Here is a 23975-nt window from a genome sequence, read left to right as displayed (position 1 = left end):
GGTTCGTGCTCAGATCGGCATGGGGTAGAGGCGGTGCAGGCGGCGAATGCCGTTCATGACGTCCTGTGAGAGCGTCATGCCGGCCGCGCCGAGATCCGTCTTCAGCTGTTCCATCGAGGTCGCGCCGATGATGGCGGATGCCATGAACGGTCGGGAGAGGCAGAAGGCGATCGCCAGCTGCGAAGGGTCGATCCCATGCTCGCGGGCCAGCGCCACGTAGCCGGCGACGGCCGGTTCCTGGTGGGGCGTGAAGCGGCCGCCGAGATCGCCGTTGATGGCAAGGCGCGACCCCGTCGGCCGGACGCCGTCGAGATACTTGCCGGTCAACAGGCCGGCGGCGAGTGGCGAATAGGCCAGCAGCCCGACATCTTCATGATGCGAAAGCTCCGCGAGATCCAGGTCGTAGGCTCTATAGAGAAGATTGTATTCGTTCTGGATCGAGGCGACCCGCGGCAGGCCGTGCCGTTCCGCCATGTCGATGAGCTTCATCGTGCCCCAGGCGGTGTCGTTCGAAAGGCCGATCGCCCGCACCTTGCCTGCCTTCACCACGTCGCCGAGCTTTTCGAGGATCGCCTTCAGGTCGGCGGCCACATGGGCCTTGTTCTGTTTGGCTGGCTCGTAGGACCAGGCATTGCGGAAATGGTAGTGACCGCGGTTCGGCCAGTGGATCTGGTAGAGATCGATATAATCGGTCCCCAGTCGCTTGAGGCTGGCGTCGACCGCCTCGCCGATGCCTTCCGGCGTGATCGGGCCGCCGTTGCGGATATAGGGTCGGCCGGAGCCGGCGACCTTGGTGGCGACGACGACGTCATCGCGACGGCCACGCTTTTGCAGCCACGTGCCGATGAAGCGCTCCGTATCGCCGTAGGTCTCGGCCGAAAGCGGCGTCGTCGGGTAGAGTTCGGCAGTGTCGATGAAGTTCACGCCGTTCTCGAACGCATAGTCGAGTTGTTCGTGCGCCTCTGCTTCCGAGTTTTGCGAACCCCAGGTCATTGTACCCAGGCAGATTTCGGAAACCTTGATGCCAGTCCGGCCAAGCGTGTTGTAACGCATTGCGTGATGGTCCTTGTGGAAGGCGGGTCTCGACCCGGGAGTAGGGGTGCCCGCGATAGAAATGGGTGAGGGCCGCAAGCCCAGGGAGGTCTGTCGAGCAGGGCGGCGATGCGCGGCAAACTTACGCCTTGATTGGCGAAGATCAAGGGCAAAAGGCCGGCCGAAGCCCGCAAAGCCGGGCCTGCGCGCTTGACTCACCGTTCAGGAATGTGAATGGAGAGGAAAACTAGGGAAGGGAAAATCCCATGAGTATTGCATTCACGTTCCCGGGGCAGGGCAGCCAGGCTGTCGGTATGGGCAAGGATCTGGCGGACGCGTTTCCGGAAGCGGCGGCAGTCTTTGCCGAGGTTGACGAAGCGCTCGGCGAGAAGCTTTCCGAGATCATGTGGAACGGCCCCGAGGAAACGCTGACGCTGACGGCCAATGCCCAACCGGCGCTGATGGCCGTGTCGATGGCGGTGATCCGGGTACTGGAAGCCAAGGGCCTTGATCTGAAGAGCAAGGTCTCGTTCGTCGCCGGCCATTCGCTCGGCGAATACTCAGCGCTCTGTGCGGCCGGGTCTTTCTCGATCGCCGACACGGCGCGTCTCTTGCGCATCCGTGGCAACGCCATGCAGGCGGCCGTTCCCGTCGGCAAGGGCGCGATGGCGGCGATCATCGGTCTTGAGCATGCGGATGTCGATGCCATCTGCCGCGAAGCCTCGGCGCTCGGCTCCTGCCAGATCGCCAACGACAATGGTGGCGGTCAGCTGGTGATCTCCGGCGAGAAGGCGGCCGTCGAAAAGGCTGCGGCACTTGCGTCGGAAAAAGGCGCCAAGCGCGCCCTGATGCTGCCGGTTTCTGCTCCTTTCCATTCGAGCCTGATGGCGCCCGCGGCCGATGCGATGCGCGAGGCGCTTGCCAAGGTCGAAAAGCACGATCCGTCGGTGCCTGTCATCGCCAACGTTCTGGCCGCTCCGGTCAGTGACGCTGACGAGATTGCGCGCCTCCTCGTCGAGCAGGTGACGGGCCAGGTTCGCTGGCGCGAGACGGTGGAATGGTTCGCGGCCAACAACATCACGACACTTTATGAAGTGGGTTCCGGCAAAGTGCTCACCGGACTTGCCCGCCGGATCGACAAGTCCGTCACCGGCATTACCGTCAACACGCCTGCCGATATCGACACCGCGCTCTCGGCGCTTCTGGCCTGAGTGCTCCAGTTATAAGGAATCAATCCGATGTTCGATCTTTCCGGCCGTAAGGCTCTTGTAACCGGTGCATCCGGTGGTATCGGCGAAGAAATCGCCCGCATGCTGCACGCCCAGGGCGCCATTGTCGGCCTTCACGGCACGCGCGTCGAAAAGCTCGAGGCGCTTGCCAACGAACTCGGCGAGCGCGTCCAGCTGTTCCCGGCCAATCTGTCTGACCGCGCCGAAGTCAAGGCGCTCGGCGAGAAGGCCGAGGCCGAGCTGGGCGGCGTCGACATCCTCGTCAACAATGCCGGCATCACCAAGGACGGCCTGTTCGTTCGCATGAGCGACGAGGACTGGGACAATGTGCTCGAGGTCAACCTGACCGCCGTGTTCCGCCTGACCCGCGAGCTCACCCATCCGATGATGCGCCGCCGCTTCGGCCGCATCGTCAACATCACCTCGATCGTCGGCGTCACCGGTAATCCCGGCCAGGCAAACTACTGTGCCTCGAAGGCCGGCATGATCGGCTTTTCGAAGTCGCTCGCCCAGGAAATCGCGACCCGCAACGTCACCGTAAACTGCGTTGCGCCCGGCTTCATCGAAAGCGCCATGACCGGCAAGCTGAACGACAAGCAGAAGGACGCCATCATGGGAGCGATCCCGATGCGGCGCATGGGCACCGGCGCCGAGATTGCGTCTGCCGTCGCTTATCTTGCTTCGAACGAAGCAGGTTACGTCACCGGCCAGACCATTCACGTCAATGGTGGCATGGCAATGATCTGATGCGGTGTCCGGGGCCTGTGTGCCATGCACGCCAATTGGGTGTGATCTTGGCCTGCAATGCTCCGGCATCTCCCCTGCCAAATGCCTGAAATTCAATGTTGAGCAAGCGATTGTCAGGCATTTTCGCACTTTGCGGCAGAGTTAAACCGTGTTAATCGGGCCATGACTGTTAGCAGTCGACCGGCCCCGCCAGGTGTCCGGCAGCCTTGGCTGCCTTGGGTTTGCCGCGGTTCCGGTTGGATGGATTGCCCGTTGGACCGTCTTGGTCTATCAGGCGTATTGAGAGTACCGGTGCCAGAAAGGCGCCCAGAGAAACGAAGGTCGAGGAACTCCGACATGAGCGATATCGCAGAACGCGTAAAGAAAATTGTTATTGATCATCTTGGCGTCGACGCCGAAAAGGTCAGCGAAGGCGCAAGCTTTATCGATGACCTCGGCGCGGACTCGCTCGACACCGTCGAACTGGTCATGGCATTCGAAGAAGAATTCGGCGTCGAAATCCCGGATGATGCCGCGGATTCGATCCTGACTGTCGGCGACGCCGTCAAGTTCATCGAAAAGGCCCAGGCCTAATATTTCACGGCTAAGCCGTAGACGGGCCGCGTTCAGCGGCCCGTGCCAGCCCAGGGGAAGTGGGCTGTCCCGTGCTGAGCGCGGGGTTCTCGATCAGCAATGCGGTCCGGCATTTCCCTCTGATCGTTGCTACAAGAACTTAAAATGGATGCACGGATCGGGTTCGTCACACGTGGTCCGATCCGGCTCTGAAATTGAACAGTCAGGGTGGGTCGCGGACTATGAGACGTGTCGTTATCACCGGTACCGGCATGGTATCTCCGTTGGGTTGCGGTACCGAGGCAACTTGGGCGCGCCTGATCGCGGGCGACAATGCTGCGCGCAGGGTCACGGAATTCGAAGTCGAGGATCTGCCCGCGAAGATCGCGTGCCGCCTTCCATTCGGCGACGGCTCGAACAACACCTTCAATGCCGATGACTGGATGGAGCCGAAGGAGCAGCGCAAGGTTGATTCCTTCATTGTCTATGCGATGGCCGCTGCCGACATGGCGCTGGCTGACGCCGGCTGGAAACCCGAAAACGACGAAGACCAGATTGCAACCGGCGTCCTGATCGGTTCGGGCATCGGTGGTCTCGAAGGCATTGTCGAAGGTGGCTACACGCTGCGCGACAAGGGGCCTCGGCGCATTTCGCCGTTCTTCATCCCTGGCCGTCTGATCAACCTTGCCTCGGGGCAGGTTTCGATCCGCCACAAGCTGCGCGGCCCCAATCACTCCGTCGTCACCGCCTGCTCGACCGGTGCGCACGCCATCGGCGACGCGATGCGCCTGATTGCGCTCGGCGACGCCGACGTCATGGTTGCCGGTGGTGCCGAATCGCCGATTTGCCGGATCTCGCTGGCCGGTTTTGCCGCCTGCAAGGCGCTGTCGACGCAGCATAACGACGATCCGCAAAAGGCATCGCGCCCCTATGATGTCGATCGCGACGGTTTCGTCATGGGCGAAGGCGCCGGCATCGTCATCCTGGAAGAACTGGAACATGCCAAGGCGCGCGGCGCGAAGATCTATGCCGAAGTCGTCGGCTACGGCCTTTCCGGCGATGCCTACCACATCACGGCACCATCAGAAGATGGCGACGGTGCCTATCGCTGCATGCAGATGGCGCTGAAGCGGGCCGGACTGACGGCGGCCGAGGTCGACTATATCAACGCCCACGGCACCTCGACCATGGCTGACACGATCGAGCTTGGTGCCGTCGAGCGGCTCGTTGGCGAACATGCCTCGAAGATCTCGATGTCATCGACCAAATCGGCGATCGGCCATCTGCTGGGTGCTGCCGGTGCGGTCGAAGCGATCTTTTCTGCCCTGGCGATCCGCGACAACATCGCGCCGCCGACGCTGAACCTCGACAATCCTTCCGTCGAGACCAAGATCGATCTGGTGCCGCATGTTGCCCGCAAGCGCGAGATCAACGTCGCTCTGTCGAACTCCTTCGGCTTCGGCGGGACAAACGCGTCTCTGGTTCTGCGCCGCTATACCGGCGCTTGATATTGCCGATGTTATCAACGGGGCGATGTTCGTCACAGCCCCGTTGATCCTGCTTTTGCCGCATTGCTCGCTACAAGCATGTAGCAGGAGGACGTGCCGCCTTTCTGAAGGGATTGGCACTGTCTGACAGCTACGTTCGCGCAAGGCACATCTGACAGTCTGTTGTATCGCTATTGCCGCGCGCATGCTGGCTGTCGTCGAGCGAAAATGCCGTTGACTGGCGAGTGCGCCGAAACCATTTATTCCACTGTCGGCCCCGAGGGCTGGCTGCGGCTCAAACGTTTTGATTTATACCTGCCACGGTCCAGGCCGAAATTCGCACCGCGGCAGCTAGAATGAGGATGCGAATTTCGGGTTCGGGACAATCGTGAGCGACTCAAACGAGAACGGCGCGGCGCAATTCGGCCGCAGTGACACCGGGAACAACGGGCCGATCATTCCGAAATCGGCCAGCGAAGCCTTGCGGCCCGAGAAGGCACCGCAGCCGCCGAAGCGTTCGCGCAAGGCGCGCAGCCAGGTTGTGATCTTCCTGAATTTCGTCATGACCGTTATCGTTTTCGCCGCACTTGCAGCGGCCGGCGCGGTCTACTACGCCATGCACCAGTACGAGAAGGCAGGCCCGCTCGAAGCCAACAAGAACTTCATCGTCAGAAGCGGCGCCGGTATCAGCGAGATCGCCAGCGGTCTCGAACGTGGCAACATCATCACCGATGGCCGCGTCTTCAGGTTCGTCTCGGAGGCTTACCTCGACAACGACACGCTCAAAGCCGGCGAATACGAGATCAAGGCCGGGTCTTCGATGCAGGAGATCATGCAACTGCTGAAATCCGGCAAATCCATTCTCTACTCCGTGTCGCTGCCGGAAGGTTTGACCGTGAAGCAGATGTTCGGCCGGTTGTCCGATGACGAGGTCCTCGTCGGCGATCTGCCGAAGGAACTGCCTGTCGAAGGCTCGTTGAAGCCCGACACCTATAAATTTACCCGCGGCACCAAGCGTGTGGAAATCGTCCAGCAAATGGCGGCCGCCCAGAAGGCACTGGTCGATCAGATCTGGGAGAAGCGCGATCCGAACCTTCCTGTCTCGACCGTCGAGGAATTCGTCACCCTCGCTTCGATCGTGGAAAAGGAAACCGGTCGCGCCGACGAACGTCCGCGGGTTGCCTCCGTCTTCATCAACCGGCTCGACAAGGGCATGCGCCTGCAGTCCGACCCGACGATCATCTACGGCATTTTCGGCGGTGACGGGAAGCCGGCAGACCGGCCGATCCTGAAGTCGGACCTCGACAAGGATACGCCCTACAACACCTACATCATCAAGGGCCTGCCGCCGACGCCGATCGCCAATCCGGGTCGCGCAGCGCTTGAAGCCGTTGCCAACCCGTCGCGCACACCGGAACTCTACTTCGTTGCCGACGGCACGGGTGGCCACGTTTTTGCCGTCACATTGGATGAACATAACGCCAATGTTCGCCGCTGGCGCAAGGTAGAAGCCGAAAAGGCAGCCGAAGCGGCAAAGGCCGCCCAGGACGCAGCGACGGCGGCGCAGCCTCAGTAACAACAGCCTTGCATTGTGGACGGACTTACCACGGCGCGGATATCCCTTGCGGGATACCGCGCCGTCGCCTTATTGCTTCTCCAGAAAATGCAACGGAGGTGAGGATGCCGCTCCAATCGATGACCGGCTTTGCCCGGAGAGAAGGCAGCAGCGGCCGCCATCGCTGGGCTTGGGAACTGCGCTCCGTCAACGGCAAGGGCCTTGATGTCAGGCTACGCTTGCCGCAAGGGCTTGAGCGGTTCGAGCCGGGCGTACGCCGGCTTGCTGCGGAATTCTTTTCCCGCGGCAATCTGCAGGTCAGCCTGTCCGTCAGCGGAGCGGAGAACGTTGTCGAAGCGGTGGTGAACCAGGCGGCGCTGACAGCGGTCCTGGGCCTGCGTGAACAGCTCGGCGACCTCGTCGACCCCGCGCCGCTCAAGTTCGACACGCTGCTGGCAATCCGGGGCATCGTCGATTTCCGCGAGCCCGAGGAGAGCGAAGCGCAACGTGCGGCCCTCGACGACGATATCATGACGGGACTCAAGTTCGCTCTGAATGATCTGCGCGATATGCGCGAGGAAGAGGGCGGTGCGCTCTGTCAGATTCTGTTGGCGCAGGTCGATACCATCGAGACGCTGACGGCAACGGTCGAAACCGATCCCTCGCGCAGCCCGGCGGCAATTGCCGAAAAGCTGGCGCAGCAGGTGGCGCTGGTGGTGGGCAACGGCTCTTCGCTCGATCGCGAGCGGCTATATGCCGAAGTGGCCCTGCTCGCCACCAAGGCCGATCTGAGGGAGGAGCTGGACAGGCTTGGCTCTCATGTTGTCGCTGCCCGCGACTTGCTTTCGAAAGGCGGGCCGGTCGGCCGCAAGCTTGATTTCCTGGCACAGGAATTTAACCGGGAATCGAATACGATCTGTTCCAAGTCGAATGCGGCTGCGGTCTCTGCCGCCGGCATCGAGTTGAAAGTTGTGATCGATCAGTTCCGCGAACAGGTTCAGAATCTGGAGTAACGCATGAAACCGGCGACCCCTTCGCCCATCAAGATCGCCCGCCGCGGGCTGATGCTGGTCATTTCCTCGCCCTCGGGTGCTGGAAAATCGACGATCGCGCGCAACCTGCTGGAAGCCGATCCCGACATGAGCATCTCGGTCAGCGTAACCACGCGTCAGCGTCGTCCAAGCGAAATTGACGGGCGGCACTATCACTTCAAGTCGATCCGCGAATTCGAAGCGCTGCGGGCGACCGACTCGCTGCTGGAATGGGCTGAGGTTCACGGTAATTTCTACGGCACGCCGCGCGATGCCGTCGAAGCGGCGATGGCCGCCGGTCGCGACATGCTCTTCGATATCGACTGGCAAGGCGCCCAGCAGCTTCAGGAGAAGATGGCCGGCGACGTCGTCTCGATCTTCATCCTGCCGCCTTCGATGGCGGAGCTGCAATCGCGGCTGCATCGCCGGGCCGAAGACAGCGAGGAAGTGATCGCCACGCGCCTGGCCAATTCGCGTGCCGAAATTGAACATTGGCGCGAATACGACTACATCGTTCTCAACGACGATCTCGACCGCGCCTTTTCGTCAGTGCGCGCGATCGTCGAGGCGGAACGCCTGCGTCGGGACCGTCGTCCGGGGCTATTCGAATTCGTCAACGGACTTCTGACGGAAAATCCGTTCTGAGATCGCAATGACGGCCGGGTAATGCCGGCCGTTCACCCTGCAGCGGGTGCCCCACAAGCGTGCGCGCAAGGCGATGCACCCCACGACAAGTGCCACCATGGTTTCCGTCAGGAAACGCGTGGAAACAAAGAGATAGAGCGTCTTGGTGATTCCGTTTCACCGGAAGCGCTCACGTCCTCTATCCAGCCCCCCCAAAGATCGCTCGTGCGCGAGAGCCTAGAGGAAGTTTGCCAGACGGCAGAATTCTTCCACGGAAAGCGTTTCCGCGCGGCGCTGCGGATCGATATCGGCTTTTGCCAAAAGGGCCTCGCCACCAAGCGGCTTCAGGCTCTGGCGCAGCATCTTGCGACGCTGCCCGAAGGCGGCATGGGTGACCTTTTCGAGCGAGGTCACCGCGCACGGGATAGGATTGGCAATCGGCTCCAGATGCACCACCGAAGACGTCACCTTTGGCGGTGGGGTGAAGGCCTGGGGCGGCACGTCGAAGGCCATGCGTGCATTCGTCCGCCAGCCACACAGGACACCCAGGCGACCGTAGTGATCGTCATCCGCATCAGCGACGATCCGCAAGCCCACCTCGCGCTGAAACATCAGTGTCAGCGATTGCCAGAAGGGGGGCCATGTCTTTGGCAGGAGCCAGTTGACGAGAAGCTGCGTGCCGACATTGTAAGGCAGGTTGGCAATGATCTTGACGGGGCCGCCACCGCTGATCGCCTCGAAATCGATCTTCAGCGCATCGCCTTCGATGACCTCAAGCCGGTTCGGATAGTGATCGGAGATTTCGGCAAGTGCTGGCAGGCAGCGGGAATCCCGCTCGATCGCCACCACCTTCTTTGCGCCCAGCGCCAGGATCGCACGCGTCAGGCCTCCCGGCCCAGGTCCGACCTCGATGACCGTCGCATCCTCGAGTGCCCCGGCCGTCCGGGCGATCTTCTGGGTGAGATTGAGGTCGAGCAGGAAGTTCTGCCCAAGCGCCTTCTTGGCGTCTAGGCCATGGCGCTGAATTACGTCCCGTAGCGGCGGGAGCCCGTCGAGAGCGGCCATCAGACGATAACTCCTGCGGTATTCTTGGAAAGCTCTGCCGCGAGCGTCAGGGCCGCGAACAGGCTGTCGTCACGGGCGATACCCCTGCCGGCGAGACTGAAAGCAGTGCCGTGGTCAGGCGACGTACGGATGAAGGGAAGGCCAAGCGTGACGTTGACGCTGTCGTCGAAACCAAGTGCCTTGGCCGGAATCAGCGCCTGATCGTGGTACATGCAGATCGCGACGTCGTAGGTTGCGCGCGCCCGGTCGTGAAACATCGTATCGGCGGGCAGTGGCCCGGTGGCGTTGATGCCTTCCGCGCGCAACCGCTCGACGACAGGGCGGATGATCGCATCGTCCTCGGTGCCCAGAGCACCGCCTTCACCTGCATGCGGATTGAGCCCGGCGATCGCCAGCTTCGGCTTGTGGATGCCGAAGCGCGTGCGAAGGTCGGTGGCGGTGATTGTGCAGGTCCGGTAGATCAAGTCAGCTGTGAGCTGGGCCGGAACGTCCTTCAACGGGATGTGGATCGTGACAGGCACGGCCCGAAGCTTGGGGCCGGCCAGCATCATCACCGGCAACAGGGTTTCGCCGGTGGCCTTCTGCGCGAGATCCGCCAGGTACTCGGTATGGCCCGGAAAGCGAAAGCCGGCGGCATAGAGCACGGCCTTGGCAATGGGGTTCGTGACCACGGCCGAAGCTTCGCCATTCATGACCAGCCGCACCGCCGTGTCGATGGCACCCGTTACGACCATCGCGTTGGCAGAATCTGCCTCGCCTGCGATGACGGGAGCCACGCAGCGCACGGGCAGAACGGGCAGGGCATCATTAAAATGGGAGATTGCGTTCGCGCAATCGGTCTCACGGATCGAGACCGCATGGCCGAGCAAGTCGGCTCTGGCGGCCAGAGCGGCGGGATCACCGATGAAAAGGAACGGCGGCGTTGAGCGTTCGCGGCGACCCAGCCACGCGGTCAGGCTAACGTCCAATCCGATCCCGGCAGGATCGCCCATGGTCAGGGCGAGGGGTCCGCCGGTTGTATCTCGCATTTTTGCCCGCTGATCTTACTTGTTGACGATCTGCGCCTTCTTGCGCAGTTCCTCGAGATATTTTTCGCTGTTCGGATCTTCGCCGCCGGCCTTCTTCTTGCCGAGGTCCTCGGCGCGGAAGACGATTTCGGCAGCGGTGTCGTCATTGACCTGGCGCTTCTTGCAGATGGCGAGAAACTCGACGCCCTTTTCGGTCACGCGCGTTCCCGTCGTGTTGCCGTCGCCGGCCTTCTCGACCAGTGGCTTCCATTCGTCCGGCAATTGCTGGGCCAGCATGCGGCCGAGATCGCGAATGGAAACGTCGCGATAGTTCGCCGCAAAAGCCTTTGCCGTATCGCATCCCGGGAACTGGGCACGCGCTGCGTTGGCTTCCGCTTGGCGCTTGCCGGTGATGGCGCCGCGCTTCTTCTCCGGAATGACGAAGATGACCTGCTTGAAATAGTATTCCGTCGTGACGGGCTTGCTGCCGCCACCCTCCATCATCCGCTTGACGAGATCGGCGCCCTGCAGGCGGTTTCCACTACCGAAGCGGAAATTGACGGCGCGCGGCCAGCTCATCTGGACGGCAATGAACTGCTTGAAGTGATCGGAGCCAACACCGGCCTGGTCGAGGATCTTGCCAAGCTGCTCGGGAGAGAGCTTGTTGCCGGCCGCAAAGCGCGCAAAGGCCGCGTCCACGTCCTGCGTGCTGACCGACTGGCCGATCCGCGCGATTTCTGCGCGCTTCAATACTTCGTCGACGAGTTGCTTCTTGGCTTCCTCTGCACTGCCGCCCTGGCGTTGCAGGCGAAGGAAGGCGACGCGCTTGGCAATGTCTCCGGAGGTGATCACGGTGTTGTTGACCGTTACCTTCACCTGGCTCGCAGCCTGCGCGCTGGCGCAAACGGCAATGCTCAGGCTGCCGGCCAAAGCCATTACCGAAAGCGTCCTCAAGATCGACATTTTCCCGCCCATCATCTTTTCCTGTCCTTGGCGCGGTCGAAATGTGGTGCTTCGATCCGCATCCCGGCTCACGCCGTTGATCTATCTTGTCGGAGGGAATGCATAATACATGCGGCCAAACGATGACAAGACCGTTTGGCCGGCCCGATAGCGGGCAGAGGGGCAATCCTTTGGCGAATGCCCCTCCGGCTAAAGCGTATCAATAGTAGTCCAGCTCTTCGAACTTGGTGTCGCCGACATTGACGTCGCCGAGTGTACGGAAGCTGATGCGGGCACCGATCGACCAGTCGTTCGCAATCGTGCTGTCGGTATCGCGTTCCTGCTTGTAGACGAGCGAGAACAGCGTGTCCTGATCGTCATAGGTGATGCCGAAGCCGTTGCGCGAAATGACATCGTCGTTGATGTCGTAGGTTATCGCGCCGAAGACCGACCAGTAATCATGGAACCTGTAGGCGGCCGCGGTCTGGATTTCGTCCTGATTGCTCTGCGAGCCATAAAGCGGCTGCGCCTCGATGCGCGTATAGGTCATGGCTGCCTGCCAGGTCAGGCCGAGATAGCCGACGGTGGCATCGGCGCGACGCAGCGCCAAATCCTCTTCGTCGAGACGGCCGGAAAGATTTGCCATCAGGCCAGACGGCGCATCGATACCGAACATGGCGACGTAGTCGGACCGTTTGCTTTCGAGGCCCGAATTCGCTCCCGCCTTGACCAGGTCGTCCGTTGCGAACGAGTTCAGGCCGCCGAGATGGTAGGATTGACCGAGGATGCCGCGCAAGCCGTAGCCGCTGTCGAATGTCCCGGTATAGCGAAGACCGACATTGGCGCGGGTGCCGCCTTCGATGCGATCGAAGCCTGAGAACTTGTCGCGATCGAACAGGTTGGTCGCGTCGAAGACGAAGCTCTGCGCATCCTCGTTTGGCAGACCGCCGGCATATTGCTCGTCGGGACGGGCATAGACCTGGGCGATCGGCTCGAGGACGTGGCTGCTATTGTCGCCCACGAACAGGATCGGGTAGCGCGCCTCCAGGCCTGCCGTCAGCATGCGCCGCGTGGCGGCATCGCTGTTGTTGTAGTCCCCCGTATAGCCGGCACCCGGGGCCGTCATGTTCAGGCCGAGCGCGTCACCGCGAGCGGCCAGCAACGGAGTCAGGACGATCCCGCCCGGAGCGATGTAGGTCCGCTTCCATTCGAGTTCCGCAGTCAGGCGATGCGACGTTCCTTCGAGACCGCGGTACCGATTGACCACGCCTGAAATGGGATCGAGGTCGAGCCGGTTGCGCTTTATGTTGGTGAGGTTCACCGTTCCCGAAAGTTCGCCGCCCAGTACCGCCTGAGGTGCCTTGTAGGAATAGTCCAGAACCTGTGCTGCCGGCTGTTGGTTTTCGGCGACGCTGCTTGCGTCTGCGTCCTGGATGTCGAAATAGAAGGCGCGCAGGTCGAAGTAGTTCCGCTTGCCAAGACCGGTCAGGTACGCCTGGTTGACGTAGGTCGTTCCGTCGAACGTCGACAGTTCATAGGTCTTGGCGAAGTTGTTGTCGGACTGAACGAGGACGTTCCAGCCGAAAGTCCAGCGCGGATTGATCTCGAAATCGCCCTTGGAGGCGATCATGCCGCGATTGGTTTCGAGCGCATCGACCGTTCCGGGCGTAAACCGGCTCCTGTCGAGCTGGCTGATGCCGGCAACGCTCAAGGTGTGAAGGCCGTTGTGGAATCTCTGGCGGAACTCGCCTTCCAGCAGGAAGCCCTGCCGGCTGAGACCTGTCACTGTGGCAGTCGCGTCCATGTGGGGCGAGATCGCCCAGTAGTAGGGAATCCCGACGCCGGCACCGAGCTTCTGCGTGTAGCGGAACTTCGGAAACAGGAAGCCGCTCTTGCGCTTTACAGTGTGGTCCGGAAGTTCCATCACCGGAATGTGGGCGATCGGCTTGCCAAAAAGCTCGAAGCGGGCGTTTTCCAGCCTGATCGTCCGTGTGCGTCCGTTCTGGACGATGCGTTGCGCCTTGATGTGCCACAGCGAACGGTGATCGGGCTTCGTCGTGCACGGTGTGCACGCCGTGTAGACGGCCTCGTTGAGGATGAATTCTTCGCCGTTCCGGCGCTCGCCGCTCGTCGCAGCAAGCCGCGTCAGATCTGTCGTCTCGATCCGCATGGCATCGACGAAGCCGTTGCCGAAGTCGTCGGTCACGTCCATCTTTTCGGCGTAGACGACATTGCCGCCCGGCTCGATCAGCTGGATTTCGCCGGTGGCATGAATGCGGCCCGACTTCTGGTCGTATTCGACCTGCCGGGCCACCATCTTGTAACCGCCGTAGTCGATCTGCACGTTGCCGCGCACGATCACCTTCTCGGCGTCCTTGTTGTAGACAAGCTCATTGGCGGACAGAAGCAGCTTGGCATCTTCCGGCATGTTCGGGCGCAGCGAATCAAGGCGCTCCGAAGTCTGCTGCGCGAGCGCGGGCGCACTCATTCCCATGGCAAGTGTCTGCAGCGCCACGCCTGCGAACAGGGCAGCGTTGATCAGCTTTGTACGTTTGCGGTTGCCTGCCGCCACTAGCCGTCCTCCTGGTTTAAAAGAATCGTCGAGCCCAGCGCCATCGCTACAACAACTGGCAACCAGGCTGCAACGAAAGGAGGCACAATACCGCTGCTCCCGAATGCTTTGACAAGCACGGTGACGACATAAAGCACGAAGCCCGATAGGATTCCACCGAGAATTACCGAGCGCGATTGGTTGAACCGGCTAAATTTCAGCGACACGCACGCGGCGATCAGCGTCATGGCGACAAGTAGCAGCGGCAAGGACAAAAGGGAGTGGAATTGGGTTTCCATGCCGTTGGTCGAAAAGCCGAACGAACGAGCCACTTCAATCTTCCGAGGGAGGTCGAAAAACTGAATGGAATCAGCCTTTGCAAGCCTTTCCTGAACAAACTCCGGCTTCAAATTGGTGCGCAGCTGTGCCGTTTGCAGACGACGAGGCAGCTGTCCGCTGCGTGTTTCCGCCACGTCGTTAAGAAGCCAGTAACCATCTTCCAGTTTCGCCGAAGCGGCATCCTGTCTCAGAATGATCGAACCCTGTGGATCGAAGTGTATCACGGTGACGTTCAGAAGCGTCGTGCCACCGTCCTGAACCGAGCGCGCGCCGATGATCGTATCGGTTCCCTGATAGATCTGTCTGAGCCACGGGATCGAGCCGGCATCCGTGGTCCGCGAGGAACCGAGGGCGGCAAGCATGGCCTCTTCCTTCTTGGCTCCCCAGGCTGCCAGCGGGTTGAGTGCGAGCACGGCGAGCACGCCGAACAGGAAGGCGCCAAGGACGAACGGACGCAGGAACTGCCACACCGAAATTCCTGCAGCCCGGGTGACCACGAGTTCGTAACGCCTGTTGAGCGAGATCAGGGCGGCCATCGCAGAGAAAAGCGCGACGAAGGGAACGGTCTGCTGCAGAATGGTCGGGATCCGGAAGGCACTGATCAGCAACGCGGCCGTTATCGAATAATGCGGCAGGTTGGACAGGCGGCTCGCCTGTTCGCTGAAGTCGATGATGAAGACCAGCGAAAAGATGCCGACCAGAAACCAGAAGGTTGTGACGACGTAACGGGTGAGGAAGTAGCGACCGAGCGTGGTGAAGATCACGATGCGTTGCTCCCGTCGGAGGCCGGGCGCACGAGACGAAGGCGCACCATCAGCTCGGACAGCTTTTCCTGCCAGGTCATGGGAATGTCGAGCCGTCTGTTGCTGGCGAGCTGGTGAATGGCAAGCGCGCCGGTGGCAAGGGGAACGACATACATCAGCGGAACGAACCAGACCGAATCTTCGGCACTGTTGCCCGCATAGAAAGTCATCCAGCGAATGACCAGGGCGGAACCGAGGGCGCTGACCATCGGGTGGACGCGCGCCTCGCGGTGCGAGCGGGCATCGCTGCAGAAGACAAGCGCGACCAGGCCGAACAGCAGCGGGAACGTCCATTCCGTCAGGCGGCGGTGCAGCTCGGCGGTGAAGGCAAGCGGGTTGCCCTGATAGACGGGATCGTTGGGGTCCGGGTTGAAAAGATTGGGAAGGTCGCGATCCTTGGCGCGGATCGTCGCTTCGCGCGTCGTCTTCGTCATGTCGGCGAGATCGAAGGCGTAGGAATCGAACTTGATGATCGACACACCGCCATCGGGCAGCTTTCGCTGAACTTCGCCATCCTTCATCACCAGTGCCGAACTCTTCTCGTCCACGGCACCTTCGCGCGCATAATAGACCAGTTCGAAAGCCGGGTTGCGCGAATCGGCGACGAAGATCCCTTCGAGCACGCCACCGCCGCGTCGACCGCCAACCTGCACATAGAGACCGTCGGTAATCTTGCGGAAGGCGTTCTCCTGGACGACCGAGGAAAGCAGGTCCGCATTGGCCGTTGCCAGCATTTTGCGCACGGCGACGCGCGAATAGGGCTCGACAAAATTGTCGACCACGAAGGAGAGCACGCTCAGGCCGGCGGCGAGCAGGATGATCGGACGGATGATCGTCATGCGCGAGCTTCCGGCAGCATTCAGCACCGTCAACTCCGAATCGGTGTTCATCGTCGTCAGGGTCTGGGTCACGCCGATGACCAGAGCGAAGGGCAGAATGATCGGCACGACCGATGGCAGGATGAGCGTTGCCAGCTTGAGGAAGGCAAAGACGGACTGCCCGCTATCGGTCACCAGATTGACGTTGGTCAGAGCCTGCGTCGTCCACACGATGCCGAGCAGCGGCAAAAGTGTCGCGAGGAACATGGTCAGGGCACGCCGGAAAATGTAGCGTTCGATCAGCTTCATGTCCGTTTCCGGTCCAAATTCCTGCTCATGTTTCTGTGCCGCACCGCCGCATCGAAACGCTTGTTTCTACCGCCGCCATCAGCGGGAACCGTGCTTTCGTCTCACGTCCGGCGTTGCTCAAAGTGTAAAGCAACTGGGATAATTTAAGGCGAAGAACCTCGGTTAACCGCATGTAAACATCTGCGGGCATCTTGCCAAGCCGTTGAAAAGCGAGAAGGGTGCCGACCACAGCTTTGACGGCGGCAGACGCAGCGAATGTTTGTCACTGTAACCGCCCGGTAACAGGGTGGGGCGCGTAAGACCGAGAAATGTCCGGAGTTTTGTAATGTCTATGAAATTTGAGTTCACCTTCGCCAAGTCTCATCGCCCGGCGGGTGGTGTCGCAGTCCTCTTGAAAGCTGCCGCCGGACTGGCAGCGGGCGCCGATGTCGCCGATCCGGAAGGCGTACTGGCCAAGGCGACCAAGGTTAAGAAGTTCAGCGGCAAGGCATTCTCTACCCTCGATATCCTTGCACCGCATGGCTCGCCCGCAGATCGGATCCTCGTGCTTGGCCTCGGCAATCCCGATACGTTGACCGATCACGATTGGCTGAAGGCTGGCGGCGCTGCCGCAGCGAAGTTGCGTGGGGCAGAAAAGGCCACGATCTTCATCGACGTTCCCGAGCTCGAAGTCAGCGGCAAGGCGGCGGCAGACTTCGCACTCGGCATGGAAATGAACGCCTACAGTTTCGATGGTTACAAGACGAAAAAGGCCGACGACGAGGCCAAGCCCGCGGGCAAGCCGGTGAAGGTCACCATTGTGACCGGCGCGGTGATTGCGGCGAAGAAGGCTTTTGCGACGGCGCAGGCGGTCGGCGAGGGCGTTTTCCTCGCCCGCGACCTGGTCAACGAGCCGGCAAACGTCCTCGGCCCGCTGGAGTTCGCAGCCAAGGCGAAGGAGCTGGAGAAACTCGGCGTCGAGGTGGAAATCCTCACCGAAAAGGAAATGAAGAAGCTGGGAATGGGCGCGCTTCTTGGTGTAGCCCAAGGCTCGACGCGTCCGCCGCGACTGGTCGTGATGCAGTGGAAGGGCGGCAAGTCCAAGGAGCGCCCGGTTGCCTTCGTCGGCAAGGGCGTCGTGTTCGACAGCGGCGGCATCTCGATCAAGCCTGCGGCCGGCATGGAAGAGATGAAGGGTGACATGGGTGGCGCCGCGGCCGTCACCGGTTTGATGCACGTGCTTGCGGCGCGTCACGCCAAGGTCAACGTCGTCGGCATCATCGGGCTTGTGGAAAACATGCCTGACGGTAGCGCGCAGCGTCCGGGTGATATCGTGACGTCGATGTCCGGACAGACGATCGAGGTCATCAACACCGATGCCGAGGGACGTCTCGTGCTGTGTGATGCGCTCTGGTATTGCAACGACCGCTTCAAGCCGCAGGCGATGATCGATCTTGCGACGCTGACGGGAGCCATCATGGTCGCGCTTGCGACCCATCACGCCGGCCTGTTTTCGAATGACGACCGCCTGGCCGGCCAATTGCTGGCCGCCGGCATTGCCACGCAGGAGCGCCTCTGGCGCATGCCGCTCGGCAAGGAATACGACAAGATGATCGACAGCAAGTTTGCCGACATGAAAAACACCGGCGGACGTTATGGTGGTGCGATTACGGCAGCGCAGTTCCTGAAGCGTTTCGTTGGCGATACGCCCTGGGCCCATCTCGACGTCGCCGGCACCGCGATGGGTTCGCCGACCGATGAGGTCAATCAGTCGTGGGCCTCCGGCTTCGGCGTTCGCCTGCTGGATGAACTGGTCCGCGCGAGCTACGAGTCATGAGCGGCATCGCAAGCCGTGGCGAAGGCCGAGGAGAGATCGGTATGACCGAGATCCTTTTCTATCATCTGACGGAATCGAAGCTTGAGGACGCGCTTCCGCCGTTGCTCGACAAGAGTGTCGAGCGCGGCTGGAGGGTGGCAGTACAGACGGTCGACGCCGAGAGGCGCGATGCGCTCGACACGCATCTCTGGGTCTACCGGGACGAGAGCTTCCTGCCGCATGGGACCGATGCCGGGGACCTTGCTGCCGAGCAACCGGTTTTACTCGTCGCCGACGAAGGCAACCTCAACGCCGCGACGGTTCGCTTCCTTGTCGACGGCGCCAATCCGCCGCCGGTTGAGAGTTATGAGCGCATCGTCTTCATGTTCGACGGCTACGACCAGCAACAACTCGAAGCCGCCCGCGGGCACTGGAAACGGCTGAAGGGTGAGGGCCACAGCCTCACCTATTGGCAGCAGAACCGCGATGGCCGCTGGGAAAAGAAGGCCTGATCGTCACATTCGAAATGCTTGACGACGACAAAACCCGCGGCAAACCGCGGGTTTTGTCTTTCGCCGTTGTCTCGGCGCTTAATCGTGGAAGGCTTCGACGAACTTGCGACGGCCGAGCATGAACGCATCGGCGACGTGGCGCAGCGGCGCGAGATCGACATCCGATGTCTTGGCTCTGATGATTTCGGCGAAGCGCTTGTAGAGCATCGGATATTCCTGCTCCGGCTCCTCGTGCACGATCTTGCCGTCGATTGAAAGTTTCGCACCGCCTTCCGACAGCACCATTTCGCCAGCGTCGGTCTGCGCTACGATATCCCAGCTCTGCTTGCCGGTCTGGCGCCAGTCGAATTCTGCCGAAACCGCCAGCTTGTCCGCATCGGTAAAGGCGATCGTGGCGGCGATCGGGGCATCGCGGTTTTCCGGGAACTCCAGCGTGGCCGCGGTAATGAACAGTGGTCGCGGCAGGATATGCGTGACGATCGACAGCGCATTGATACCAGGATCGAAAATGCCAAGACCGCCCGCCGCCCAGATCCATTCCTGGTTCGGGTGCCACTGCCGCACATCCTCTTTCCAGACGATCTTCACATCGCGGATTGTCGTTGCCGCGAGAAACGACTTTGCCGCGTCGACGGCAGGCGCATAGCGCGAATGCCAGCTCGCAAACAGCGACAGCCCCTTGGAAGCCGCGAGTGATTCGAGGTCAGCGACCTCACTCAAGGTGGCGCCTGGCGGCTTTTCAAGAAAGACATGCTTGCCGGCATCAAGGGCGGTACGCGCCGCCTCATATCGGTATTGCGGCGGCATGCAGAGCGACACCGCATCGATTGCGGGAACGGCCTTAAGCATTGCCTCGATTGACTTGAAGTTATCGATGCCATCGACGGTGCCGTGGCGGCTCGCTGCGGCAATCAGCCGGTAGTCGTCGTTCTTGGCGATGGCAGGCAAATGCTGGTCACGAACGATCTTGCCGACGCCGACAAGCGCGATTTGAATGGGAGGCATGGTGTTTCGCTCATATTAGTATGATTTATTGCCGGTTCTTGTAGCAGATTGCGCGGCGCGGGCAAGCTCTGGCGAGAAAAGCTGGTCCGGTTTGCCGAACGGCATACAAACGGCAGCGGCCCCATTTTATCTGGCCTCCCGTGCCCTAGCTTCTACAATCCATGATGCCAATCCACTTGGTCAGCAAGCGCGACACGAGTGGCAACCGGCAGAACGAGGAGAGATTATGGACCAGCACATCCGCCACGCCAGCCGCGACGAACTTGATGCCATCATCGATTGGGCGGCTCGCGAGGGCTGGAACCCGGGGCTCGACGATGCGGCGGCGTTCTGGGCGGCGGATCCGGAAGGGTACTGGGTGACGGAGCGCGAGGACAGGCTGGCAGCCTCCATCTCATTGGTGCGGTATGACGAGACCTATGCTTTTCTCGGTTTCTACATAACGGCCCCGGAGTTTCGCCGGCAGGGCATCGGCGGGCAGATGTGGCAGCGGGCGCTGACGGCAGCCGGGCAGCGCATCGTCGGTCTCGATGGCGTCGTTGCCGAGCAGGAGAATTATCGCCGGTCCGGCTTCGTTCTCGCCCACGCCAATATCCGATATGGCGGCATCGTCGACGTGGTCGAACCTCCGGGCACGGAGCTGATCGAGGTCGCGCCGGTCCACATTCCGATGCTGATCGACTACGACCGCCGCTTCATGCCGGCCCAGCGCGACGCCTTTCTCACGGAATGGCTGAGACCTAGCCGGACACGTCGAAGCATCGTGCTGTTTCGCGACGGTGCGGTTTCCGGCTATGGCACGCTGCGATCCTGCCGACAGGGCTATAAGATCGGCCCGCTCTTTTCCGAAAGCGAGACGGTGGCAGACCTGGTGTTTCGAAAGCTGGCCGCGACGGTGAAAGGCGAGGAGGTTTTTCTCGACATTCCGGAGCCGAACGCCTCCGCGCGGGCGCTCTGCGAGCGCTACAACATGAAACCGGTATTCGAAACAGCGCGGATGTATCGAGGCATTGCGCCCGATCTGCCCCTTGCCCGGATCTACGGAATCACCACCTTCGAACTTGGCTGACCGGCGATCACACGCCGCAAGAACCAGTCCTAAAGCGTTGGATCAACTGGCCATCGCCTCTTCGTATTCGGACGAGAGCTCAAGCCATTGTTCCTCCGCGTGCGCCAGTTTTTCAACCGCGTCCGAGCGTTCCTTAGCCTTCTGCGCGGCTTTCGCCGGCGTCTTTTCATAGAGCGCAGGATTGGCGAGTTCGGCGTCGAGTGCTTGAATCACTTTCTCCAGCTTTCCCGTCAGCGATTCGATTTCGTTGATCTTTTTCCTCAACGGGGCGAGGGAGGCGCGCTTGTCCGCATTGGCTTTGCGCTGGTCCGCCTTCGACAGCGAATCGTCCGCGCCGGCTGACTTGGACTTGTCTTCCTTCGCCTTCGGGCCACCGACGATCAGGCTTCGATAGTCCTCGAGGTCGCCGTCGTAGCTCGTTACCGTTCCGTCCCGCACGAGCCACAGTCGGTCGGCGGTCGCCTCGATCAGGTGGCGGTCGTGCGAGATCAGGATCACCGCGCCGGAATAGTCGTTGAGCGCGGTGATTAGCGCATTGCGGCTGTCGATATCCAAATGGTTGGTCGGCTCGTCGAGGATCAGGAGGTTGGGAGCGTCGAAGGCGGCAAGCCCCATCAGCAGGCGTGCCTTTTCGCCGCCCGACAGGTCCTTGGCCGGCGTCTCCATCTTCTCGGTCGCCAGGCCCATCTGCGCCACGCGGGCACGCACCTTCGCTTCCGGTGCCTCCGGCATGCGGCGCCGCACGTGTTCGACGGCGCTTTGTGTCGGGATCAGATCGTCCAGCTGGTGCTGCGCGAAGAAACCGACCTTGAGGTTCGGCGCGATCTTCAGTTCGCCGGATTCCGGCGCAAGCCGCCCGGAAATGAACTTGGCGAAGGTCGACTTGCCGTTGCCGTTCGAGCCGAGCAAAGCGATGCGATCGTCGGTGTCGATGCGGAGGTTCAGGCGCTTGAGGATCGGTTTTCCCGGCTCGTATCCGACGGTGCCGCTCGTGACGGCGATGATCGGCGATGCGGCTTCCTTCTCCGGATCGGGGAAGGAGAAACCTTGGACATGATCCTCGATTACGGCCGCAATCGTGCCCATGCGCTCCAGCGCCTTGACGCGGCTCTGAGCCTGACGTGCCTTGGTGGCCTTGGCCTTGAAGCGGTCGATGAAGCTCTGGAGGTGCTTTCGCGCCGCGTCGTTCTTCGCCTTCGCCTTCATCTGCAGCTCGTCGGCTTCCGCCTTCTGCCGCTCGAACTGGTCGTAGGGACCGCGATAGTAGGTGAGCTTCTTCTGGTCGAGATGCACGATGGCGTTGACAGCCGTATTCAACAGGTCGCGGTCGTGGCTGATGATGATGACCGTGTGCGGATAGCGGCGAATGTAATCCTCGAGCCAGAGCGTGCCTTCAAGGTCGAGATAGTTGGTCGGCTCGTCGAGCAGCAGCAGGTCCGGCTCGGAAAAGAGCACGCCGGCCAGCGCCACCCGCATTCGCCAGCCGCCGGAGAAGGAGGAGGCAGGGCGCAGCTGCGCCTCATGGTCAAAGCCGAGGCCTGCGAGAATGCTTGCCGCGCGCGCTTCGGCCGAGTGGGCTCCAATATCGGCAAGCCGCGTCTGGATTTCGGCAATGCGGTGCGGATCCGTCGCTGTCTCCGCTTCGGTGACCAGTGCCGTGCGTTCCTTATCGGCCTTGAGCACGATCTCGATCAGCGGTTCCTCGGTGCCGGGCGCTTCCTGCGCCACCTGGCCGATGCGCGCGTTCTTCGGCAGCGCGATCGTGCCGGCTTCCGACGCGAATTCGCCGGTGATGATGCGGAACAGCGTCGATTTTCCGGCGCCGTTTCGCCCCACAAGCCCGGCCTTCGTGCCTGCAGGCAGCGTCACGGATGCGTTTTCGATGAGGAGACGGCCCGCGATGCGGGCGGAAAGGCCGGAAATCTGGATCATTGCGGCCTTTTGCCCGGAGTCAGGGCGGAAGGCAAGAGCTGTGCGGCGGCTGTCGTTTCGAGCCTCCGCCTTGAGGCGAGGTTCGCGGTTTTCAAGGGGCGATTGTTATCAATTCATGAACAACGCGTTCCGACAATCGATACTACACATCCTCATCGTGAGGGACCATCTGTTTAAGCGAAGGGCAGCGAAAGGCTCTTCCGACCGCCTCGATCGACTGAACGCCATCGGCAAGGCCACCGCGTTCCAGGAAAGACCGATCCGGCCAAACATAGTTTTGACGAAACCCTCGTTCAATCGAACGAGCCTCCCAGGAGCAAAGACGATGAAAACCTCGATCCACACCGCACTCGCCGCAGCCCTCGTTGCAACTGCCGTAATCGGCGGCGCCTCCGCTGCTTTTGCCGGCGGCAGCTATTACGAAGGCATCAGCCCGACCCCGCTGTTTACCGAACGCGCGCCGAAGGCCGCCGGTAGCTCCACCCTGAACATCCGTGGTTCGGAAGCCGGCTATATCGACCGCACGGCCACCGGCTCGGTTTACAACTACGACGCCAAGCCGCGGCTCGCTCAAGGCGGCGAAGGCGAATACTACCAGGGCATCTCCCGCTAGTCTAAGGCGCACTGTGCCGCCGGCCATGGGGCTTCCGGCCCCATGGCACTCCATCCCCATCAAGGAACAGACCCATGACTAAGTCCATCGCAACGCTTCTCGTTGCAGCAGCGACGTTTGCCAGCGCATCCGCGGCCATTGCCGGCGGCAGCTACTATGAAGGCGTCAGCCCGGCGCCGCTGTTTACCGGTCGCGCTGCCGCTTCGGCAGGTACAGGCGTATCCGCAAGCACGGTCGAAAGCGGTGACTATTACGCCGGAATCGAGAACAGGTCGGTTGATGCCGCCGCGACCGGTGCGATTGCCAACGGCCACGCAAAGGCATTCGGCAAGGCCAGCCAGGACAATCAATAACCCACGCCAGACGGACGACCAGATAACCCGGTCCCGCCACGCGGGGCCGGGTTATCTCGTTTTGGCGTTGCCAATGAGGTGATTTGCCATGACAGAAAAAATTCAAGTCGCAGAAAGGCTCTTTGAACTCTATCACCGCGTCCATCGCCTGGTGAACGCGTCGATGAGTGAAGAAGGCGTCTCGCTTGCGCGCAGCAAGTTCCTGTTCTACCTCAGTGAACTCGGCCCTTGCCGCTGTGCCGACATCGCTTCAGCGCTCAACTTTGCTCCGCGAACGGTGACCGAGGCGATCGATGGACTGGAGCGGGACGGCATGGTTGTCCGCGTGCCGGACCCCGAGGATCGGCGGGCGAAGATCATTTCGATTACCGATCTCGGCCGGACCGGTCTGGAGGCAGCGCTTCAGCCCCGTCGCCAGGTGATCGAGGACCTTTTCTCGGCGCTCGATGATGCGGAGCGCACGGATCTCTACCGGCTGCTCGGCCGGCTCGGTGACAAGGCTTGCGAGATCGGCACGAGCCGGATGATTGGCTATGAGCGGCAGGCCGAGGCCGCATAGGTAAAGGCGCACGCGGCCAAGGCATGTCACGCAAAACCAACCGCTT

22 protein-coding genes are annotated in these 23975 nt (G+C 61.4%); 13 read left to right on the top strand and 9 right to left on the bottom strand.

From position 1 onward, the window contains the following. Positions 1-9: 9 nt before the first annotated feature. Positions 10-1053 (bottom strand): aldo/keto reductase, encoded by a 1044-nt coding sequence (locus BLJAPNOD_RS17390; protein ID WP_115420618.1) that lies wholly within the window; start codon positions 1051-1053, stop codon positions 10-12. 245 nt (positions 1054-1298) lie between these two features. On the opposite strand from BLJAPNOD_RS17390, the gene fabD reads away from it, so the two are divergent. The 7 genes from fabD (at position 1299) to gmk (ending at position 8278) form a co-directional block, all read left to right on the top strand. Then, positions 1299-2243 carry an ACP S-malonyltransferase gene (fabD, locus tag BLJAPNOD_RS17385; protein ID WP_115420617.1) on the top strand — a complete coding sequence of 315 codons (945 nt, stop codon included), beginning with the start codon at positions 1299-1301 and terminating at the stop codon, positions 2241-2243. A gap of 27 nt (positions 2244-2270) precedes the next feature. Continuing rightward, on the top strand, positions 2271-3008 hold the full coding sequence (gene fabG, locus BLJAPNOD_RS17380; protein ID WP_077498685.1) for a 3-oxoacyl-[acyl-carrier-protein] reductase: 738 nt from the start codon (positions 2271-2273) through the stop codon (positions 3006-3008). 336 nt (positions 3009-3344) lie between these two features. Then, a complete protein-coding gene (locus BLJAPNOD_RS17375; protein ID WP_003531676.1) occupies positions 3345-3581 on the top strand; it encodes an acyl carrier protein in 237 nt (78 codons plus the stop codon). Positions 3582-3802: 221 nt separating this feature from the next. Next, a complete protein-coding gene (fabF, locus tag BLJAPNOD_RS17370) occupies positions 3803-5068 on the top strand; it encodes a beta-ketoacyl-ACP synthase II (protein WP_115420616.1) in 1266 nt (421 codons plus the stop codon). Between the two features lie 367 nt (positions 5069-5435). Further along, positions 5436-6623 (top strand): endolytic transglycosylase MltG, encoded by a 1188-nt coding sequence (gene mltG, locus BLJAPNOD_RS17365; RefSeq protein WP_077498681.1) that lies wholly within the window; start codon positions 5436-5438, stop codon positions 6621-6623. 104 nt (positions 6624-6727) lie between these two features. Continuing rightward, positions 6728-7615: a YicC/YloC family endoribonuclease gene (locus BLJAPNOD_RS17360; protein WP_115420615.1), complete on the top strand. Its 888-nt coding sequence runs from the start codon at positions 6728-6730 to the stop codon at positions 7613-7615. Positions 7616-7618: 3 nt separating this feature from the next. After that, a complete protein-coding gene (gene gmk, locus BLJAPNOD_RS17355; protein ID WP_077498677.1) occupies positions 7619-8278 on the top strand; it encodes a guanylate kinase in 660 nt (219 codons plus the stop codon). 216 nt (positions 8279-8494) lie between these two features. Here gmk and rsmA read toward each other — a convergent pair whose 3' ends face one another. The 6 genes from rsmA to lptF form a co-directional block, all read right to left on the bottom strand. Further along, complete coding sequence (gene rsmA, locus BLJAPNOD_RS17350) at positions 8495-9322, bottom strand: 16S rRNA (adenine(1518)-N(6)/adenine(1519)-N(6))-dimethyltransferase RsmA (RefSeq protein ID WP_077498675.1); 828 nt, start codon at positions 9320-9322, stop codon at positions 8495-8497. Beyond that, positions 9322-10350 (bottom strand): 4-hydroxythreonine-4-phosphate dehydrogenase PdxA, encoded by a 1029-nt coding sequence (gene pdxA / locus BLJAPNOD_RS17345; RefSeq protein WP_115420614.1) that lies wholly within the window; start codon positions 10348-10350, stop codon positions 9322-9324. Before pdxA ends, rsmA begins: the two co-directional genes overlap by 1 nt. A gap of 15 nt (positions 10351-10365) precedes the next feature. Continuing rightward, a complete protein-coding gene (locus BLJAPNOD_RS17340) occupies positions 10366-11307 on the bottom strand; it encodes a peptidylprolyl isomerase (protein ID WP_077498671.1) in 942 nt (313 codons plus the stop codon). Positions 11308-11491: 184 nt separating this feature from the next. Then, positions 11492-13843, bottom strand: coding sequence for an LPS-assembly protein LptD (locus tag BLJAPNOD_RS17335; protein ID WP_115420612.1), 2352 nt, complete (start codon positions 13841-13843; stop codon positions 11492-11494). After that, positions 13843-14925: an LPS export ABC transporter permease LptG gene (gene lptG, locus BLJAPNOD_RS17330; protein WP_115420611.1), complete on the bottom strand. Its 1083-nt coding sequence runs from the start codon at positions 14923-14925 to the stop codon at positions 13843-13845. The genes BLJAPNOD_RS17335 and lptG overlap by 1 nt, the downstream gene beginning before the upstream one ends. After that, a complete protein-coding gene (lptF, locus tag BLJAPNOD_RS17325) occupies positions 14922-16091 on the bottom strand; it encodes an LPS export ABC transporter permease LptF (RefSeq protein ID WP_077498665.1) in 1170 nt (389 codons plus the stop codon). The genes lptG and lptF overlap by 4 nt, the downstream gene beginning before the upstream one ends. 325 nt (positions 16092-16416) lie before the next feature. On the opposite strand from lptF, the gene BLJAPNOD_RS17315 reads away from it, so the two are divergent. Beyond that, positions 16417-17907 (top strand): leucyl aminopeptidase, encoded by a 1491-nt coding sequence (locus BLJAPNOD_RS17315; protein ID WP_115420610.1) that lies wholly within the window; start codon positions 16417-16419, stop codon positions 17905-17907. A 41-nt stretch (positions 17908-17948) separates the two neighbouring features. Continuing rightward, on the top strand, positions 17949-18398 hold the full coding sequence (locus BLJAPNOD_RS17310; RefSeq protein WP_077498659.1) for a DNA polymerase III subunit chi: 450 nt from the start codon (positions 17949-17951) through the stop codon (positions 18396-18398). A 78-nt stretch (positions 18399-18476) separates the two neighbouring features. On the opposite strand, the gene BLJAPNOD_RS17305 is transcribed toward BLJAPNOD_RS17310, so the two are convergent. Then, a complete protein-coding gene (locus tag BLJAPNOD_RS17305) occupies positions 18477-19403 on the bottom strand; it encodes a Gfo/Idh/MocA family oxidoreductase (protein ID WP_115420609.1) in 927 nt (308 codons plus the stop codon). Between the two features lie 226 nt (positions 19404-19629). Here BLJAPNOD_RS17305 and BLJAPNOD_RS17300 point away from each other — a divergent pair, with 226 nt between their 5' ends. Further along, complete coding sequence (locus BLJAPNOD_RS17300) at positions 19630-20472, top strand: GNAT family N-acetyltransferase (RefSeq protein ID WP_115420608.1); 843 nt, start codon at positions 19630-19632, stop codon at positions 20470-20472. A 42-nt stretch (positions 20473-20514) separates the two neighbouring features. Here BLJAPNOD_RS17300 and BLJAPNOD_RS17295 read toward each other — a convergent pair whose 3' ends face one another. Further along, positions 20515-22404: an ABC-F family ATP-binding cassette domain-containing protein gene (locus BLJAPNOD_RS17295; RefSeq protein ID WP_077498653.1), complete on the bottom strand. Its 1890-nt coding sequence runs from the start codon at positions 22402-22404 to the stop codon at positions 20515-20517. Positions 22405-22729: 325 nt separating this feature from the next. Here BLJAPNOD_RS17295 and BLJAPNOD_RS17290 point away from each other — a divergent pair, with 325 nt between their 5' ends. From BLJAPNOD_RS17290 to BLJAPNOD_RS17280, 3 genes are all read left to right on the top strand, one after another. Further along, a complete protein-coding gene (locus tag BLJAPNOD_RS17290; RefSeq protein WP_115420607.1) occupies positions 22730-23017 on the top strand; it encodes a hypothetical protein in 288 nt (95 codons plus the stop codon). 74 nt (positions 23018-23091) lie between these two features. Beyond that, positions 23092-23370, top strand: a complete 279-nt coding sequence (locus tag BLJAPNOD_RS17285) for a hypothetical protein (protein WP_077498649.1) — start codon at positions 23092-23094, stop codon at positions 23368-23370. An 88-nt stretch (positions 23371-23458) separates the two neighbouring features. Continuing rightward, complete coding sequence (locus tag BLJAPNOD_RS17280) at positions 23459-23929, top strand: MarR family transcriptional regulator (protein ID WP_115420606.1); 471 nt, start codon at positions 23459-23461, stop codon at positions 23927-23929. Positions 23930-23975 lie beyond the last annotated feature (46 nt).

This window comes from Ensifer sp. M14, assembly GCF_003355565.1.
Taxonomy (GTDB): domain Bacteria; phylum Pseudomonadota; class Alphaproteobacteria; order Rhizobiales; family Rhizobiaceae; genus Ensifer.
This window is presented reverse-complemented; position numbering and strand designations above follow the sequence as displayed.